Genomic DNA, 17,346 nt, shown 5'->3' with positions numbered 1-17,346 from the left:
GGCTTACGCCGCAGCAGGCTCTTCCGAGAACTGCGTGTGGTACAGCTCCGCGTACCGGCCTTCCCGAGCCAGCAGTTCCTCGTGCGTGCCGCGTTCCACGATGTTCCCGTTTTCCACCACCAGGATCAGGTCCGCCGCCCGCACGGTCGACAGCCGGTGCGCGATCACCAGCGACGTCCGGCCTTCCAGCGCGCCGGTCAGAGCCTCGCCGACCGCCGCCTCGGATTCCGAGTCCAGGTGCGCGGTCGCCTCGTCCAGCACGACGACCTTCGGCTGGGCCAGCAGCAAGCGCGCGATGGTCAGCCGCTGCCGTTCGCCTCCGGAGAGGCGGTAGCCGCGTTCGCCGACGGTCGTGTCGAGTCCGTCCGGCAGCGAGCGCACCAGGTCGCCCAGCCGCGCCTTCTCCAGCGCGGCCCAGATCTCGTCGTCGGCGACGTCCGGGCGCGCGTAGCTCAGGTTGGCCCGGATCGTGTCGTGGAACAGGTGCCCGTCCTGCGTCACCACGCCGACGGTTTGGCGCAGCGAAGCGAAACTCAGGTCCTTGACGTCCACATCGGACAGCCGGACCGAACCGGCGTCCACGTCGTACAGCCGCGGCAGCAGCGAAGCGATCGTCGACTTCCCCGCGCCGGACGAACCGACCAGCGCGACCATCTGCCCGGCCTCCGCGCGGAAGCTGATGCCGTGCAGCACCTCGTCGCCGCCCCGGGTGTCCAAAGTGGCCACGTCCTCCAGCGACGCGAGCGAGAACTTGTCCGCCGCCGGGTACCCGAACTTCACGTCGGAGAACTCGACCGAGACCCCGCCCTCGGGCAGCTTCTTCGGCTCGGCCGGTTCCTTGATCATCGGCTCCAGGTCCAGCACCTCGAAGACCCGCTCGAACGACACCAGCGCGGTCATCACGTCCACGCGCACGTTCGCGAGCGCGGTCAGCGGCGTGTACAGCCGGGTCAGCAGCAGCGCCAGCGCCACCACGGTGCCCGGTTCGAGCTTCCCGGTGAGCGCCAGGTAGCCGCCGAGGCCGTAGACCAGCGCCTGCGCGAGCGCGGACACGAGCGTCAGGCTCGTCATGAACCAGCGCGTCAGCATCGCGGTGCGGACGCCGATGTCGCGCACCCGTCCGGCGCGCAGGCCGAAGTCGGCCACCTCCTGGCGCGGGCGGCCGAAGAGCTTCACCAGCGTGGCGCCCGGCGCGGAGAACCGTTCGGTCATCTGCGTGGTCATCCCGGCGTTGAGCTGCGCGGCCTCGCGCTGCAGTCCGGCCATGCGCCGGCCGAGCCGCCGGGCGGGCAGCACGAAAATCGGCAACAGCACCAGCGCGACGAGCGTGACCTGCCAGGAGAGCGACATCATCACCACCAGCGACAGCGCCAGCTGGATCACATTGGTGACCAAACCGGACAAAGTCGCGGTGAACGTGCGCTGCGCGCCGATCACGTCGTTGTTGAGCCTGCTGACCAGCGCACCGGTGCGGGTGCGCGTGAAAAACGCGATCGGCAGCTTCTGCACGTGGCCGAACACCGCCACGCGCAGGTCGTAGATGATGCCCTCGCCGATCCGGGCCGACTGCCAGCGTTCGGCGAGCCCGAACCCGGCGTCGAGGATCGCCAGCGTCGCGATCACCACCGACAGCCAGATCACCACGTTCAGCTCGTGCCCGCCGACGATCGCGTCGACCACCTTGCCCGCGAGCACCGGCGTCGTCACCGCGAGCACCGCCGAGATCACGGTGAGCACCAGGAAGGCCAGCAGCCGCTTCCAGTGCGGCCGGGCGAACCGCGCGACCCGGCGGACCGTGCCCCGGGTCAGCGCTTTCGGCGCGTCGCCCGCCCGCATGGCGGAGCTCAGCAGCGCCCAGGTGTTGTCCATGGAGTGTCCCCCAGCTCGTGAAAACCTCTAGATTAGTTGAACTTTTTTCCGGAGATGCCCTGCACAACACCGGGCTGCCCGGCATTCTTCCCGACTCCGGGAACCGGTGCCGGATCTCCCCGGGGCGCCCGCGGCCGGACCGGGGCACGGGCGGCGGTCCCCGGCTCGGTAGCCTGGCGTTTCGGGGTCGGCGAGCCGGGGAGGAAACGCGGGTGCAACTGCTGATGGCCCCTGCGCGCGGCGAGGCGGCCCATCCCGTGCGGGTCGCCGCCTGGGATCTCGTCTTTTATCTCGGCTGCTTCGCCTTCGCTCTCGGCACCGCGCTCGCTTCGGAGTTTTACGGCTACCGGATCTGGGGCAATTTCGCCGTCGCCGGATACGGATTGGCGGCCGCGCACAGCGCCTGGCTGACCATTTCCGCGCGCCGCGGAATGCAAACTAACGGCAAATTCGGTTCCCGCTGGATCGGAATCGGCGCGGTCGTCGTACTCGCGATGTGCGCGCCGTTGCTGATGCTCGTGATCCGGCGGCTGACCGGAACGGACTGGCTGATCACCCCGTTCTCCTGGGCCGCGCAGCCCGAGGTGTGGGTGATCGAGCGCAGCGCGAATCTGTTGCTGCAGCACGGAACCCCGTACGTCGACATCACCACGCTGCACCGCGCACCGGAAGTGAACGACTACACCCCGTACGGCCCGGTGATGACCGTCTTCGGGCTGCCGCGCGCGTTGTTCGGCGGCAGTCCCGTCCTCAATGCACTGACCGACGCGCGCTGGATGTTCGCGCTGGCCGCGGTGCTCTGCGCGTACGCGTCCTGGCGGCTGCTGAACCGGCCTCGCCTTCCGGTTTTCGCCGCACAGCTCGCGATCGCCTGCCCGCTCACCGCGCTGACCTGGGCGGTGGCCGGACCGGACCTCGCGATCGTCGGCCAGCTCGTGCTGACGTTCGCGCTCGCCGCGACGGGACGTCCAGGATGGACCGGGTTCGTGCTGGCGCTGGTGATCAGCGCGAAACTCATCGTCGCGCCGGCGGCCGCGGTGCTCGCGGTATTCGTTTACCGGCGTGCTCGCGGCGAAAATCCTTGGGCGGCAACGGGTCGCTTCGCGGGCGCGCTGGCCGCGGCGACGATCGCGCTGCATCTGCCGGTGTATCTGGCGAACCCGGCGGCGTTCACCGAGCACGTGATCCGCTTTCCGCTCGGCATGGGCGCGGTCCGCTCCCCCGCGGCGAGCCCGCTGCCCGGGCATCTGATCGCGCAGGCCGGGCCGGCCGGCGCCGCGATTTCCCTGGTGCTGGTGGGTCTCGCGGCGGTGGCGATGCTGGTCTGGCTGGCACGCCGGCCCCCCGCGACGGGATCCGCTGCACTGACGCGAACCGCCGTCGGACTCGGCGCGTTGATCCTGCTTACCCCGGCCACCCGGTACGGCTACCTCGTGTACCCGCTGGTACTCCTCGGCGCCGCGCTGACCTTCCGGGCCTCCGGACCGACCGCGCGCCCCCCGCGCAACGGCCGCGCTGACGCTACTTCTTCTTGACCCGCGTGGCCCCGCCGCGCCCCCGCAGCTGGACCCCGGACTCCGACAGCACCCGGTGGACGAACCCGTAGGACCGTCCGGTGGATTCGGCCAGAGCCCGGATGCTCGAGCCCTTCTCGTATTTCTTCTTCAGGTCAGCGGCCAGCTTGTCGCGCGTGTTGCCGGTGATCCGCGCGCCTTTCTTGAGATCAGCCACGTCGATCGCCTTCCCGCCGAGTGGTTGTTCCGGGCCATTCGCGGCCCCTGCCGGGGCAATGATCGAACACTCCGCGCCGGATTGCCAGACGACAGCCGTAAAACGATCGAAACCGCGATCACATTGGGCCATTCCAGTGCTGTACCCGACACGGTCAGCACCCGAACGGACGCACTCGGTCAGGCAAGCTGGACAAGTTCCAGATAATCCGCGGACCAGTGGTCCTCGGTGCCGTCCGGAAGCAGGATCACGCGCTCGGGTTCGAGCGCCTCGACCGCGCCCGGGTCGTGCGTCACCAGCACGACGGCGCCGGCGAAGCTGCGCAGCGCGTCGAGAACCTGCGCGCGGCTGGCCGGGTCCAGGTTGTTCGTCGGCTCGTCCAGCAGCAGCACATTGGCTTGGCTGGACACGAGTCCAGCGAGCGCGAGCCGCGTCTTCTCGCCGCCGGACAGGGTTCCGGCCGGCTGGTCGAGCTGTTCGCCGGTGAACAGGAAGGACCCGAGCAGGTTCCGCAGCTCCTGCGCGCCGGTGTCCGGCGCGAGATGGCGGATGTTTTCCCACACCGACGCTTCGTGGTCGAGAGTTTCGTGTTCCTGTGCGTAATAGCCCAAACGCAATCCGTGACCCGGTTCGACGGATCCGGTGTCCGGCGTTTCCATTCCGCCGAGCAACCGGAGCAGGGTCGTCTTTCCGGCGCCGTTCAATCCGAGCACCACGACCTTCGAACCGCGGTCGATCGCGAGATCGACGCCGGTGAAGATTTCGAGCGAACCGTACGACTTGGACAATCCGTCGGCGGTCAGCGGCGTGCGCCCGCACGGGGCCGGGTCCGGGAACTTGATCCGGGCGACCTTGTCCGCCTGGCGCGTCTCGTCGAGCGAGGACAGCATCTGCTCCGCGCGCCGGGCCATGTTCTTGGCCGCGACGGCCTTGGTCGCCTTCGCGCCGAGCTTCGCGGCCTGCGCCTGCAGCGCGGACGCCTTCTTCTCGGCGTTCGCGCGCTCGCGGCGGCGGCGCTTCTCGTCGGTGGCGCGCGCGTCGAGGTAGCGCTGCCAGCTCATGTTGTAGATGTCGATCTCGCCGCGCGTGGCGTCGAGGAACCACACCTTGTTCACGACGTCGCCGAGCAGTTCGACGTCGTGGCTGATCACCACGAGCCCGCCGTCGTGCTGCTTGAGGAAGCCGCGCAGCCAGTTGATCGAGTCGGCGTCGAGGTGGTTGGTCGGCTCGTCCAGCAGCAGGATCGTCTCGGATTTGCCGCCCGCGCCCGCCTCGGCGGCGGCGAACAGGATGCGCGCCAGCTCGACGCGGCGGCGCTGGCCGCCGGACAGCGTGCTGAGCGTCTGGGACAGGATCCGGTCGGCGAGGCCGAGGTTCGAGCAGATCCGCGCGGCCTCGCTCTCGGCGGCGTACCCGCCGAGCGAGGAGAACCGCTCCTCCAGCCGCGCGTAGCGGTTGATCGCCTTGTCCCGCTGCTTGTCGTCGACCAGCTCGGACATGGCGGTCTGCGCCTTTTCCATGTCGCGCAGCAGGGTGTCGAGCCCGCGCGCGGACAGCACGCGGTCCTTCGCGGTGACCGACAGGTCGCCCTCGCGCGGGTCCTGCGGCAGATAGCCGAGTTCGCCGCTGCGCCGGACGTCGCCGGCGTGCGGTTCGCCCTCGCCCGCGAGGACTTTCAGCGAGGTGGTCTTGCCCGCGCCGTTGCGGCCGACGAGGCCGATGCGGTCGCCGGACTGGATGCGGAGGGTGGCGCCGTTGAGCAGGATGCGCGAACCGGCGCGCAGCTCAAGGCCAGTGGCCGTGATCAACAGAACTCCCGGATACGGGGGCGGTCAGGTGGACGTGCTGGAGCGCCCCGGCACCGCGCGCGATGCGGGGCGGGCGGCTACTCTCTCTGGATCCGCACCAATACCCGGTTGACCACGCCTCCAGTGTACGGGTCGGGGTCGAACGGTTTTCGCGGCCGTGTCCGGATTCACTCGCGCCCCGCTGCCGGATCCCTCACCACCAGCTCGACGGCACGCGCTCGCAGTGCCGCTTCGGCCAGCACCTCGCGGCGGGGTTCGGGGATTTCCAGCACCCGCGGCTCGGCCCGGTCGAACAACTCGGCGAGCCGTCGGTCAGCGCGCAGTTCGTCCAGCGCGCGACGGTCGCCGCCGAGCAGCACGGCGTCCACTTCGGACAGTCGGGGCAGCAGGACTTCGACGGCGTCTTGCGCGGCCGACTGCAGTGCGGCCCGTGTCTGGCCCTCGCGACGGCGCGCGAAGCGTTGCTGCGACCAGCCGCCCGCCGCGGTTCGGCCTTGCACGTGGTGGCGGTCGGTCCGGGAGAGCACTACGCGGCCGTCGTAAGCGAGCCCGAGCGAATGCCCGCCCTTTCGCACCAGCAGCAGCGCGATCAGCCGCGGTGTTCGCACGTGCTGAAGCAACGGTTCGACGGCCAGACCGGGCCAGTCGCCCTGCTCTCGCAACGGTCCAAACGGGACAGTCGCGGTGGCCGTGGTGCCGTTCTCCGCGGTGACTCGCACGTGGGTCGCGGCGAGAACGGTGGCGCGGACGCCGTCGTTGCGTTCGGCGAAGCGCGCGAACCAGCCGTCGAGCCGTTCGGGCGGGACTTCCACCGCCCGCCCGCCGCCCGCGACCTGCCGTGCCATGCCGGAAACGGTACGGGGCCGCCGCGCGGTGCGACGGCCCCGCATCCTTCTAGGCGAGCTGAGGCCGAACCGGCCCCGTGGTCACCGTCTGGTGCACGTCCGCCGGACGGCCGGCCGGCACGTACCCGTTGACGTGCAGCGAAACGCTGCGGATCGAACCGGTGTCGCCGCTCGTGGTGTCGACGACCTTGAACGTCCACGTGCCGTCCGCCGACGTGCCCGGCTGGCTCTGCGGCGTGACCGGGCGGTAGGTGCCGGTGAACGGCGCGTCCGCGGACCCGGTCGAGCTGAACAGCTTGGCCGCGGAATCGTCGAACACCACCTGGCAGAGGTTGTTGCCGCTGCCGCCGCCCTTCTGGAACAGCGTCGCCGTCGCGCCGGACGGCGAGGTCAGCGTGCCGACCAGGTCGTTGACGTAGGTGTGGTCGATGCCGACCGTGGTCGCCTTTTCCGCCGTGGTGCAGGTGGTGCCGTCGATCGAGAGCGACACCTTCGACGCGGGACCGACTCCGCTCACCACCAGCGGAACCGACGCGCCGAGCGGCGAGTTGTCCGGGATCGCGACCGCCGGACCGGCGTAGGCGAACGTCTGCGAAACCGGCGACGGCGTGCCGACCGGGAGCGAGAACGTGCTGGTGCGCGGCGAGTACGCACCAGCGAACGTCACCTTCGCGTTGAGCACCACCGGCGCACCGAGCGGCTGGCTGGCCGGAACCGTGACGGTGAAGTCGTTGATTCCGGTCTGTCCGGGGCTGATCGTGCCGTACGACTTCGCGCGCGGCTCGATCGTGACGCCCGGAGTCGGCGAAGTGAGCACGACGCTCGTGGACACCGCCGTGCCGTCGCCGGTGTTCTTCACCGGCAGCGTGACAGTCGCGGTGTCACCGGGGTTGAGCGTGCTGCCGCCGCTGGGTCCGCGGACCGTCGGCTGACCCGCCTCCGCGTACGGCTGCGGGCTGGCTCCGGTGTACGCCAGCACCTTGTCCGCCAACAACACTCCGGCGCCGGTGAGGTTGTCCGTGCCCGGAGCTTCGATGTCCACCGCGGTCTTGAGGAACGCCTCGCGAATGTCCGAAGAGGACAGTCCAGGGTTGCCGGACAGCACGAGGCTCGCGATCGCGGCGGCGTGCGGCGCCGCGGCCGAGGTGCCGAAGAACGGGTTGAATCCGCTCACCGAGGTGTGCACGCCGTCCGCCGCGGTGATTTCCGGTTTCTGCCGGACCTCTCCTCCGGTCGCCGACACGTTGCCCGGCGTGATCGGGGTGCCGTTGGCTTCGTAGAACACGCGTCGCGGACCGTCCGAGCTGAACCGTTCCGCCTTGCTGGCCGTCGAATACGCCGCCGGATACGGTCCGGTCGGGTTCGGCGGGTCGCCCGGCTCGAGCGGCCGCCCGAACGCCGCCTCGGCCGGCGCCGCGGCGACCGCGAACGCCTTGCGCGCCGCGGCGTGGCCCACGACCGCGCCGGGCGTGGCGTACGCCTTGAGCCCGTCCGCGGAGTCGCGGAACCGGCTGCCGAACGCGGTCAGCGACAGGTATCGGCTCGCCCCGGAGAACTTCACCACGGCGAGCCGCAGGCCGGTGCCGCCGAACAGCGGGGTGGCCAGCTGCTCGTACGGGTCCTGGGTGCCGTTCTGGACGTCCTGGCTGAAGCTCACGACGTTGCCGCGCGCGTCGAGGAGGTAGAGGTCGTAGTCGTCCGCGGCCGCGCCGAGCGGGTCGGACCAGTGCAGCGTCACCGGGATGTTGGCCGACGAGGCGTCCGAGATCGGCTCGAACACCTGCTTTCCGGCCGCACCCGCGAAGTTGTGCGCGGTGCCGGCGAATTTCCCGATCGGGGTGCCCGAATCGACGAAGTCGCCTTCCCAGTGCGCCGCGGTGCCATCGGCGACGTTGCCCTCGTTGCCCGCCGACGAGAAGTAGAGCGCACCGTCGGCTGTCACGTCGTTCACCGCTTGCGCGATGATCCAGTCCTGGAACGGGGATTCCTTGAAGTAAATGACGTCGTCGACGATGACGTCGCAATGCGCTTCGAAGCGGAGCTTGCGGATGTTGTCGGCGAAGCTCGCGTCGGAGGCGAATGCCGTCGCGAAACCGAGCTTCGCGTTCGGGGCGAGGTCGTGGATGATCTCCAGCATCGCGGTGCCCTCGTCACCGCTCCCGGCTTGTCCGGTCAGGACATCGACCACCGGGAGTTCGCCCTTGGTACGGGAAACTTCGAGCGAATCGACGCCGTCGGACAGCGCGCACGCTTTCACGCCGGTACCGGTCACGCCGAACTGCTGGCGCGCGATGTCCGCGTTGTGCGCCCGGTCGCCCGCGCTGACGACCTGAGTTTTGGTTCCGATCGCTTCCTTGAGCTGCCGATCGATCCGATCAGCTTTCTGCTGCTTGGTTTCCGGGTCTTCTTTGGTTATCCGCTGCCGCGCCGTCATCGCCTGGTCCGCGGTTTCGACGTGCTTCACGTCGCCGCGCTTCGCGATCTCCGGCAATGCGGTCAACGGCACCTCGGCGCGAATGCTCGCCGCGGCACTCGACACGGCACGCACCTCGGCCCCGGCCTGGCGCAGGTCGTTGACGAGCCCGTCGCTGACCTTCGTGACGCGGATGTCGACCAGTGCCTTGTCAGCGGCCTTGGCAAGCCCCGGCAACGCGGCCGCGCTCAGGCTCCGCGTGCGCATCTTTTCCTGCACGAGCAGCTTGCTGTCTATTTTGGACTCAGTCGCGGTCTGTCCTGCTTTGACTGCTTGCAAAGCGGCGATCTGCTTGTTCGCCGTGGAGTCCACAGTGGACTCCTGCGCGTCCGCGAGGGGCGGTGCCGCCAGCCCGGCGGCCAGCACCGCCGCGGCGACCACGCCCGTCCGTCTTCTTGTCGAGGCTCCAGGTGAACGGGTACGACGCACGTGCGCCTCCGATCTCACACCGCGTGCCCCGACTCACGCTGGCCAACGCCGGTGATCACCGGCTGGATCCAGCTAAGTACCACTTCTGTCCGGGAAAAACGGCCGTTGGGGTGACGTTGGTGAGGCAATATCCGTTGCCCGCCGGAGGTCGTAGGCCGTTCGGCGGAGACCCTCTCCTCCCTCCCGGCCCTCTCCCGTTGCGCGAAGCCGCGAGTCACAGCTCCAGCCACATGACGCGCAACCCGACCCGTCCCTCGACCGGATGCTGAAACGCTCCCGGCGCGACCCCCAGCGTCACGAACCCCAGGCTCTCGTACAGCCGGATCGCGGGCGCATTGGTCTCCACCACCGCGTTGAACTGGATCGCCGCGAACCCCGACCGCCGGGCCCAGGCGATCAGGTCCACCACCAATGCCCGCCCGACGCCGGAGCCGCGCGCGTCCCGGGAGACCATCAAACTCCCCGAAGCGACATGGCTGCCCGGCCCCGGCCGGTTGGCGTACATGTTCGCCGTGCCCAGCACCCGGTCGCCCTCGGCCGCGACGACCACTCGGGCCGGGGCGGGAACCAGCCACTGCCGACGGGCCTCCGATTCGCTCATCGCCGGGTCGTAGGGGAAGGTCTGCTGCTCGGTCACCACGTCCCGGATGATCGGCCAGATCCCCGGCCAATCGCCGGCGCCGGCTTCCCGGATCGTCAACGGCATCTGCCTACCGTGCTGACCGGACACCGGCCCGCGCAACTCATTTACAGCACAAAGGAATCCGACCAGGGCTGGCTCGACCGGCCGGACAACGCGTCCAGCAACGTCACCGCCTGCTTGTCCGTCAGCGAGGCCACGAAGTCCACGACCGCGCGCCCCCGGGCCAGGCCGCGCACCGCGTCCGCGCCTTCGATCCGTTCGCCCGTCGCGCCCACCAGCAGCTCCGGCGCGGTCCGGGCGAGGTCCGAGTACTCGCCGTGCGCCAGTTCCATCAGGTCGTGCAGCCGCCGCGGCAAGCGGGAGGCCTCGTCGCGGTCCAGGAGCCACGCATCGAGCGCGTCGACCAGCGTCGTGACCAGGCTGGCCTGACCGCGCTGATGCAGGGCGAGATCGGGGCGCAGCAACACAAACCGGCGGTGGACGAACTTCAGGACCTGCACCTCGTGCCACTGCGCGGGCCGCAGCGAGACGTGCCCGGACCGGGTCGGGGGCGACGACAGGACGAAAACGCCGTCCACCAGCCGCGCCATCCAGTTCGCGGAGAACGCGGCGGTCGCCTGTTCGGCTTCGGTCGAGCCGTCGAAGCCGTCCGCGAGCAGGCCGTCGACCAGTTCCCGTTGGACGCGCGCGACCGCCGCGGCGAAGGCGTCGTCGTCCACGATCCAGCTGTCCTTCAGGTGCATGCGGCGGCGCATCCGTTCCAGGGAACGGCCTGGGCGGCGGATTTCCGCGGTCAGCCGGGCGTCGTCCAGCGAAGCCAGGTCGACGGCGTGCGCCAGCCACTCCCCCAGTTCGGCGGCGACGGGGGCGTGCTGCAGGACGCCGATGCGGTGGAAGTCCTGCAGGTCGTGGATCGCGTACGCGATGTCGTCGGCCGTGTCCATCACGGACGCTTCCACCGTCTGCTGCCACGGCTCGATCCGCCCGGCGAACGGGGCCCGCGCCTGTTCGAAGTCGTCCAATTCCGTGACGTAGGCGGAAAACTTGCTCGCGCCGGTGCCGGGAGCGTCGTCGGGTTCGTCGGCGCCGCGGGGCGGCCTCGGCAGCTCGGTCGGATGCGGCTGCGGATAGTGCAGCCGCGCCCACGGGTACTTCAGGACCGCGGCGCGGACGGCGGTCGTCAGGTCGAGGCCGATCGCGGACGGGCCGCGCACGTCCGTCGTCGTGATGATGCGGAACGACTGCGCGTTGCCCTCGAACCCGTCGGCGAGGCCGAACCGGTGCCGCGCGATCCGGTCCAGGGTCTGCTCGCCGAGATGCCCGAACGGCGGGTGCCCGAGGTCGTGCGCCAGCGCGGCGGCCTCGCACGCGTCCGGGTCGCAGCCGCCGAGTTTCGCGGCCAGTTCGGCCGACTCGCTCGATCCGGTGATCCGCTCCGCGATCCCGCGCGCGACCTGCGCGACCTTCAGGCTGTGCGTCAGCCGGTTGTGCAGCAGCCCGGCGCCGCCGGCGCTGACCACCTGGGTGACGCCGCCGAGCCGCGCGAAGAACGGCGACGCGGTGATCCGGTCGCGGTCGACGCGGAACGGGCTGGTCGCCAGATCGGTGAACCCGCCCGCCCCGTTCGCCGGGTCCCGGCGCGCTGCCCTCGGATCGGTGTCGTCCATGTGTCCCACCGTATCCGCCCGTCCGGCAGGATTGCGGGATGACCGACGTGCTGGTGGCGGGCGGCGGCCCGGCCGGACGGGCGCTGGCGGCGGCGTGCGCCCGGCGGGGCCTGGAAACGGCCGTGCTCGACCCGGATCCGCACCGAAAGTGGCCGAATACCTACGGACTGTGGGCCGACGAAGTCCCCGAATTGCCGGACAAAGCGATCGCCGCGGCACCGGCGACGACGCTGGCGTTCGGGACCCGCGAGCACCGCGTCGACCGGGCGTACCGGGTGCTCGACAACGCCGGGCTGCGCGAGTGGCTCACCGAACCGGCGGTCCAGATCATCACGGGCAAGGCGACCGGTGCGGACCACGGCCCGCACGGTTCGACGGTCCTCCTCGCCGACGGGCGGCGTCTCGCTGCCGCGGTGTTCGTCGACGCGTCGGGCGCGCCCAAGCTCCGGCCTCCGCGCGCCGAGCAGACCGCGTACGGGCTCGTGCTGCCCGCGGACCAAGCCGAGCGACTGGTCCCGCCCGACACTGCGGTCTTCATGGACTGGCGCGACGGCACGGACAGCTTCCGCTACCTGCTGCCCCTCGGCGACGGCTCCGTCCTGGTCGAGGAGACCTCCCTGGCCCGCAAGCCCGGGCTCCCGGTGTCCGAACTGGCCCAGCGGCTGCATGCCCGGCTCGCCGCGGCCGGAATCCGTCCGGCGGGCCGGGTCGAGCGGGTGCGGATCGTGCTCGACGTCCCGCTGCCGAAGCGCGGCCAGGCGGTGCCGTTCGGGGTCGCGGGCGCGCTCGTCCACCCGGCGACCGGCTACAGCCTCGCGACCGCGCTGCAGCTCGCGCCCCGCGTCGCGGAGGCTCTCGCGGATTCGTTCGACGCGGGTCCAACGGCGGCCGCCAGTGCTGCCCGGAAGGCATTGTGGCCGGCCGAAGCCCGCGCGGTGCATGCCTTGCGCCGCCACGGACTCCGTGCATTGTGCGGAATGTCACCTGCGCAGTCAGCGCAATTTTTCGACCTGTTCTTCAGTCTCCCGGTCCCGGCGCAGCGCGCGTTCACCTCGGGCCGTGCCGACCTGCCCGGCACGGCCTCGACCATGGCAAACCTGTTCCGCGCCGCCCCGGCCGGGCTTCGCCGGAGGCTGCTCGGCTGAGTCCGTGCCGGGAATTTTCCCGCTCCCGATCGAGGGAACGCGAAAAGCGTTTTGTTACTCCGATCCGGTGGCCAAAGTGCCGCGCTGGTGAACATCAGCTGACAACGGTTTCGCAGTCGGGTTCGGCGGTGCGAGTATCGCCTCCGTGACGACGCTGCGTGCGGTCCGATTCGCCTTCCAGCCGATGTACAGCTTGCACACCGGCGGAGTCGTCGCGTACGAAGCACTGGCCCGGCCGGGCCGGGGCACGGCGCACGAACTGCTCGCCGAGGCCCGCCGCGCGGGCCGGCTCACCGAGGTCGACCTCGGGCTGGCCGCCGCCGCGGTGCGGCAGGAAGCCGAGCGCCCCAGCGCGCTCCCGCTGCACCTCAACGTCTCCGCGCGCACGCTCGCGTCGCCGCTGGAGGCGTTCGCCGAACTGATCGCCGAACTCGGCGCGGCCGGACGGCGCACCCGCGACGTCGTGCTCGAGATCGGGCCGCCGTTCACGCACCTGCCCACCGGCCGCCTGCTCGACGGCATGCGCGCGCTCACCGAACAGGGCTTCCGGCTCGCACTCGACGGGCTCGGCCGCGGCGACCTGCCGCTGGCGCTGCTCGCGCAGTCGCCGGTGGACCTGGTGAAGCTCGACCGCAGCGTGCTGCGCGGCCTGCCCGGCGACCCGGCGTCGACCGCGGTCGTCGAGGCGCTGCTGCACTACACGACGCGCACGAACACCCGGCTGGTCGCGACCGGGATCGAGACCGAGTCGCAGCTCGACGCGGCGCAGAGCCTCGGCGTCCGGATCGCGCAGGGCAATCTGCTCGCGCCGCCCGCTCCGCACCGGTCCGCGCCCGCCTCCGGCGCGGTCCTCCCGGAGGACCGCCGCACGCCCGCGCCGCCGCAGGCCCCGCGCGTCGGCGATTTCCTGCGCCCGGCCACGACCTTGCCGGTAGACGCGACCTGCGACGACGTCCGCGAGGTCCTCGCCGCCGCGGACGCGCCGAGCGGCGTGGTCGGCGTCGACGCGGACAACCGTCCACAGTGGTCAGTCGACCGGACGCGGTTCCTCGTGACCATCACCGGCCCGTACGGACACGCCCTGCACGCGAAGCGACCCGCCGCGCGGCTGGCGGACAAACCGCACCTGATCGAGGCGGGCGCGAGCGCGCTGGAGTTCCTGGAACTGGTCACCGACGCCGATTGGGGCCGCACCGGAGACGACGTCGTGGTGGTCGACGCGGCCGGGCACTGCCTCGGCGTGGTGCTGGTGACCGAGGTCGTGCGCGGGGTCGCCGAGGCGAAGGTCGAGGAGGCGGTCACGCTCAGCCCGCTCACCCGCCTGCCGGGCAGCGAAGCGGCGGCGCGCGACGTCGAACGCCGCATCGCGAGCGGCGAGCAGTTCGTGGCGGCGTGGCTGGACGTGGACGCGTTCAAGTCGGTCAACGACAACGCCGGGTTCGCCGCGGGAGACGACCTGATCCGCGCACTGGGCGAGACGCTGACCGACCTCGCCCGGCGGCTGCCGCGGATGCGCGTGAGCCACGTGGGCGGCGACGACTTCCTGATCGTGTGCGACGTGGACGAGATCGGCACGGTCGCCGCGGCTTTGCTGGACACGCATTGGTCCGCCGAGGGCATGCCGGTGACGGTGTCGCTGGCGACGCTGGTGTGCGGCAGCGGGACCATTCCGTCCTATCGGGACGCTTCCCGGCTCCTCGCCCCGCTCAAGAAACGCGCCAAAGCCGTCCCGGGCTCCAGCTGGGTCCTCAGCCGCCCCGGCAGCGACCGCGTCGAAGTGCTGCGCGGCATCGGACGCGACGTCGCCATCAGCCGCTCGGCCTGACGAACCCCGACTCGTACGCCCGGATCACCGCCTGCGTCCGGTCCCGCGCGCCCAGCTTCGACAGCACGTTGCCGACGTGCGTTTTCACCGTCTGCAGCCCCAGGTACAGCTCCGCCGCGATCTCCCCGTTGGACAGTCCCGCCGCCATCAGCCGCAGGACGTCGCGTTCCCGTTCGGTCAGGAAGTCCAGCGGGGCCGCGGCACCCGGCGAGCGGCGCGCGGCCATGCCCCGGATCGCGGCCGGGAACAGCAGCGAATCCCCCGCCAGCACCGTGCGGATCCCGGCGACGATCTCCTCCGGGCGAGCCCGTTTCAGCAGGAACCCGCTGGCCCCGGCGAGCAGCGCGTCGTACACGTAGTCGTCGTTTTCGAAGGTGGTCACCACGATCACCTTCGGCGGATCCTCCACAGTGGACAGAAGATGCTCCGTCGCCCGGATCCCGTCCACCGCGGGCATCCGCACGTCCATCAGCACCACGTCCGGCCGCAACTGCCCGACGAGACCCGGCACCTCGGCGCCGTCGGCGGCTTCGCCGACCACAGTCAGGTCCGGTTCGCTGTCCACGATCGCGCGCAGCCCGGCCCGGATCAGCCGTTCGTCGTCCACCAGCAGGACCCGCACGCTCACCGGTTCCCCCACGGCACCGTCACCACGACCTCCCAGTTTCCGCCCACCGGTCCCGCCGACAGCTTGCCACCCACCAGTTCCGCCCGCTCCGCCATGCCCCGCAGACCCCGTCCGCCGCGGGCGCGCGACGGCCGCGCCGAGCCGAGCGGGTTCGCGACCGCGGCGCGCAATTGCCCGTCCGCGACCGCCAGCGCGACGGTGACCGGCACCTTGCCCGCGTACCGCACCGCGTTGGTCAAGCATTCCTGCAGGATCCGGTACACCTCACGGGAAACCACCGCTGGCACGGTCGAGACATCGCCCTGCACCTCGACGTGGCACTCCGTCCCGGACTGCTGCGTCACGGCGATCAGCGCGGGCAGCTTGGCGAGACCCGCGTGCGGCGTCCGGTCGCGTGCTTCGTCGCGGAGCAGGCCGAGGACGTGGTCGAGATCGTCGAGCGCGGTGCGAGCGGATTCCTCGATCGCGGTGAGCGCTTCCTCGGTGAAGCCGGGATCGGTGTGCAACGTCCGCCGCGCGGCCCCGGCTTGCAGCGTGACCACCGAAAGCGCGTGTCCGACGGAATCGTGGAGTTCGCGCGCGAGCCGGGTGCGTTCGGCGAGCAAGTCGGTGCGGCGTTCGAGCTGCGCGATCCTTTCGGCGGCGGACCAGCCGAGCAACCGGGCCGCCGCGCGGCGCAGCAGTCCGCCGACGCCCCACACGAAGTAGATCAGCACAACGAAAGCCGCCACGAACGCCGCGGGCAGCCACGCCGAAGCCCAGCCGCGCGGAACGGTCAGCTGGAAATCCGGGGTGTCGACAAGCCGACCGGTGAAGACCGCGTTGATCGCGAACCCGAATCCGGCCGGGATCGCGAGCGTCGCGAGCCCGGTGCACAGACCGGCCACGACGTGCAGCACGAACATCGCCGCGCACCGCACGCGCCCGCGTCCCGGCGCGGCCTGCGCGAGCAGTTCCCGCACCGCCGCGGCCTCCAGCACTCGCACCGCGGGCAGGAACGCGGTCGCGGCCAGCACGACCAGCATCACGACGAAACCGGTGAGGCTCGCCCAGCCCATCGTCGTGGCGAACGGCACCAGCGCGGGCATCGCGACCATGGCGAGCAACAGGTACGGCACGCTGAGCGCGGCGCCGAGGATCAGGTACACCCACCGGCGATAGGTGACCCCGCTGACCAGCGGACGGAAGAAACGCACGCGCCAATCCTGACAGGCGGTCCCGGCGGACGCCTCCCTCCAGGGCGGGACCCGGCCGCCGGTTTTCTGGCACCGTGGACCGCATGCCTCCCGAAGAGAGCACCGTGATCAACGATTACGACCTGCTGGCCGACACCTATGCCAGCTGGTCGGACACCGAAATCCAGAACGCGTACTACGAGCGGCCCGCTGTGCTGGCGCTGGCCGGGGACGTGGCCGGGCGGCGGATTCTCGACGCGGGCTGCGGCGCCGGGCCGCTGACCGCCTCACTGCGCGAACGCGGCGCGGAAGTGTCCGGATTCGACCTCAGCAGCGGCATGCTCGAAATCGCCCGCCGACGGCTCGGGCCCGACGCGGACCTGCGCGTCGCCGACGTGGCCGAGCCGCTCCCCTACGCGGACCACGCGTTCGACGACGTCGTCGCCTCGCTCGTGCTGCACTACCTCGAGGACTGGGGCCCGACGCTCGGCGAGTTCCACCGCATCCTCAAGCCCGGCGGACGGCTGATCGTGGTGGTCGACCATCCGTTCGTGATCCACCTGCTGCAGCGGCAAGCCGGGCAGCAGACCGACTATTCGGTCACTTACGCCTGGACCGAGGACTGGGAGGTCGGCGGGAGCACGACCCCGATGCGCTTCTGGAACCGGCCGCTGCACGCGATGACCGACGCGTTCGCCGCGGCCGGGTTCCGGATCTCGGTGATCAGCGAGCCGAAACCGGTGCCGGAGGCGGAAAAGCTGTTCCCGGAGGACTACCGGATGCTGTGTGTGAGCCCGAGCTTCCTGTTTTTCGTGCTGCACGCGGAATAGCGGCGTCGTGAGTGCTGGTGCTAACCGGCACCGGCACTCACGAGGTCCGGCGAGGGCCTCCCTGCGAGGGCCCGAGGGCGCTGGGGTGTCGTGAGTGTTTGTGCCGGTTAGAACCGGCACAAACACTCACGAGTCCTCAGTAGACAGTCGTCGTGACCCGCGTGCCCTCGGTCCGGAACCCGTTGCCCACAGCTGCTGCACCTTCGCCGACTCCTGTGCGTCCGGCTTCGCGTTGGTGCACGACGTGCCCGGGCCGTGCCCGACATCAGCTCCGTGCA

At 70.8% G+C, this 17,346-nt stretch carries 13 protein-coding genes and 1 pseudogene; 4 read left to right on the top strand and 10 right to left on the bottom strand.

All coding sequences use genetic code 11. The annotated features are described in order from the left end of the window. Window positions 1-3 precede the first annotated feature (3 nt). Window positions 4-1,836 carry an ABC transporter ATP-binding protein gene (locus tag SSMG_RS11740; protein WP_286157045.1) on the bottom strand — a complete coding sequence of 611 codons (1,833 nt, stop codon included), beginning with the start codon at window positions 1,834-1,836 and terminating at the stop codon, window positions 4-6. 245 nt (window positions 1,837-2,081) lie between these two features. Between SSMG_RS11740 and SSMG_RS11735 the strand changes: the two genes are divergently transcribed. After that, window positions 2,082-3,404 carry a glycosyltransferase 87 family protein gene (locus SSMG_RS11735; protein WP_009075941.1) on the top strand — a complete coding sequence of 441 codons (1,323 nt, stop codon included), beginning with the start codon at window positions 2,082-2,084 and terminating at the stop codon, window positions 3,402-3,404. Here the strand turns inward: SSMG_RS11735 and SSMG_RS11730 are convergent. The 6 genes from SSMG_RS11730 to SSMG_RS11705 form a co-directional block, all read right to left on the bottom strand. After that, the gene (locus SSMG_RS11730; RefSeq protein ID WP_003071237.1) at window positions 3,391-3,600 is read right to left on the bottom strand and encodes a helix-turn-helix domain-containing protein; all 210 of its coding nucleotides are present in this window, start codon (window positions 3,598-3,600) and stop codon (window positions 3,391-3,393) included. The two genes, SSMG_RS11735 and SSMG_RS11730, sit on opposite strands and share 14 nt — an antisense overlap. Before the next feature lie 179 nt (window positions 3,601-3,779). Beyond that, window positions 3,780-5,408 carry an ABC-F family ATP-binding cassette domain-containing protein gene (locus SSMG_RS11725; RefSeq protein WP_037713389.1) on the bottom strand — a complete coding sequence of 543 codons (1,629 nt, stop codon included), beginning with the start codon at window positions 5,406-5,408 and terminating at the stop codon, window positions 3,780-3,782. A 167-nt stretch (window positions 5,409-5,575) separates the two neighbouring features. Beyond that, window positions 5,576-6,253, bottom strand: coding sequence for an acVLRF1 family peptidyl-tRNA hydrolase (locus tag SSMG_RS11720; RefSeq protein ID WP_037713387.1), 678 nt, complete (start codon window positions 6,251-6,253; stop codon window positions 5,576-5,578). 49 nt (window positions 6,254-6,302) lie between these two features. Continuing rightward, window positions 6,303-9,107, bottom strand: a complete 2,805-nt coding sequence (locus SSMG_RS11715) for a S8 family serine peptidase (RefSeq protein WP_050788151.1) — start codon at window positions 9,105-9,107, stop codon at window positions 6,303-6,305. Window positions 9,108-9,369: 262 nt separating this feature from the next. After that, entirely contained in the window at window positions 9,370-9,861 is a 492-nt protein-coding gene (locus SSMG_RS11710; protein WP_009075932.1) for a GNAT family N-acetyltransferase, read from the bottom strand. Between the two features lie 41 nt (window positions 9,862-9,902). Continuing rightward, window positions 9,903-11,465, bottom strand: coding sequence for a deoxyguanosinetriphosphate triphosphohydrolase family protein (locus SSMG_RS11705; protein ID WP_009075929.1), 1,563 nt, complete (start codon window positions 11,463-11,465; stop codon window positions 9,903-9,905). Window positions 11,466-11,503: 38 nt separating this feature from the next. On the opposite strand from SSMG_RS11705, the gene SSMG_RS11700 reads away from it, so the two are divergent. Together SSMG_RS11700 and SSMG_RS11695 are read left to right on the top strand one after the other, a co-directional pair. After that, the gene (locus tag SSMG_RS11700; RefSeq protein WP_009075927.1) at window positions 11,504-12,610 is read left to right on the top strand and encodes a lycopene cyclase family protein; all 1,107 of its coding nucleotides are present in this window, start codon (window positions 11,504-11,506) and stop codon (window positions 12,608-12,610) included. A gap of 145 nt (window positions 12,611-12,755) precedes the next feature. Continuing rightward, the gene (locus tag SSMG_RS11695) at window positions 12,756-14,435 is read left to right on the top strand and encodes a GGDEF domain-containing protein (protein WP_037713384.1); all 1,680 of its coding nucleotides are present in this window, start codon (window positions 12,756-12,758) and stop codon (window positions 14,433-14,435) included. Here the strand turns inward: SSMG_RS11695 and SSMG_RS11690 are convergent. Together SSMG_RS11690 and SSMG_RS46800 are read right to left on the bottom strand one after the other, a co-directional pair. Further along, a complete protein-coding gene (locus SSMG_RS11690; protein WP_009075924.1) occupies window positions 14,419-15,063 on the bottom strand; it encodes a response regulator transcription factor in 645 nt (214 codons plus the stop codon). The two genes, SSMG_RS11695 and SSMG_RS11690, sit on opposite strands and share 17 nt — an antisense overlap. Further along, entirely contained in the window at window positions 15,060-16,259 is a 1,200-nt protein-coding gene (locus SSMG_RS46800; RefSeq protein ID WP_009075923.1) for a sensor histidine kinase, read from the bottom strand. The genes SSMG_RS11690 and SSMG_RS46800 overlap by 4 nt, the downstream gene beginning before the upstream one ends. 83 nt (window positions 16,260-16,342) lie before the next feature. On the opposite strand from SSMG_RS46800, the gene SSMG_RS11680 reads away from it, so the two are divergent. Further along, entirely contained in the window at window positions 16,343-17,068 is a 726-nt protein-coding gene (locus tag SSMG_RS11680) for a class I SAM-dependent methyltransferase (protein ID WP_037716969.1), read from the top strand. A 126-nt stretch (window positions 17,069-17,194) separates the two neighbouring features. Here the strand turns inward: SSMG_RS11680 and SSMG_RS44725 are convergent. Beyond that, window positions 17,195-17,346: pseudogene (locus SSMG_RS44725) on the bottom strand (snapalysin family zinc-dependent metalloprotease); the annotation flags it as partial.

It is taken from the genome of Streptomyces sp. AA4 (assembly GCF_000158875.1).
Lineage (GTDB): Bacteria > Actinomycetota > Actinomycetes > Mycobacteriales > Pseudonocardiaceae > Amycolatopsis.
The sequence above is the reverse complement of the archived record's forward strand: the minus strand, read 5'-3'. Positions and strand labels throughout refer to the sequence as shown.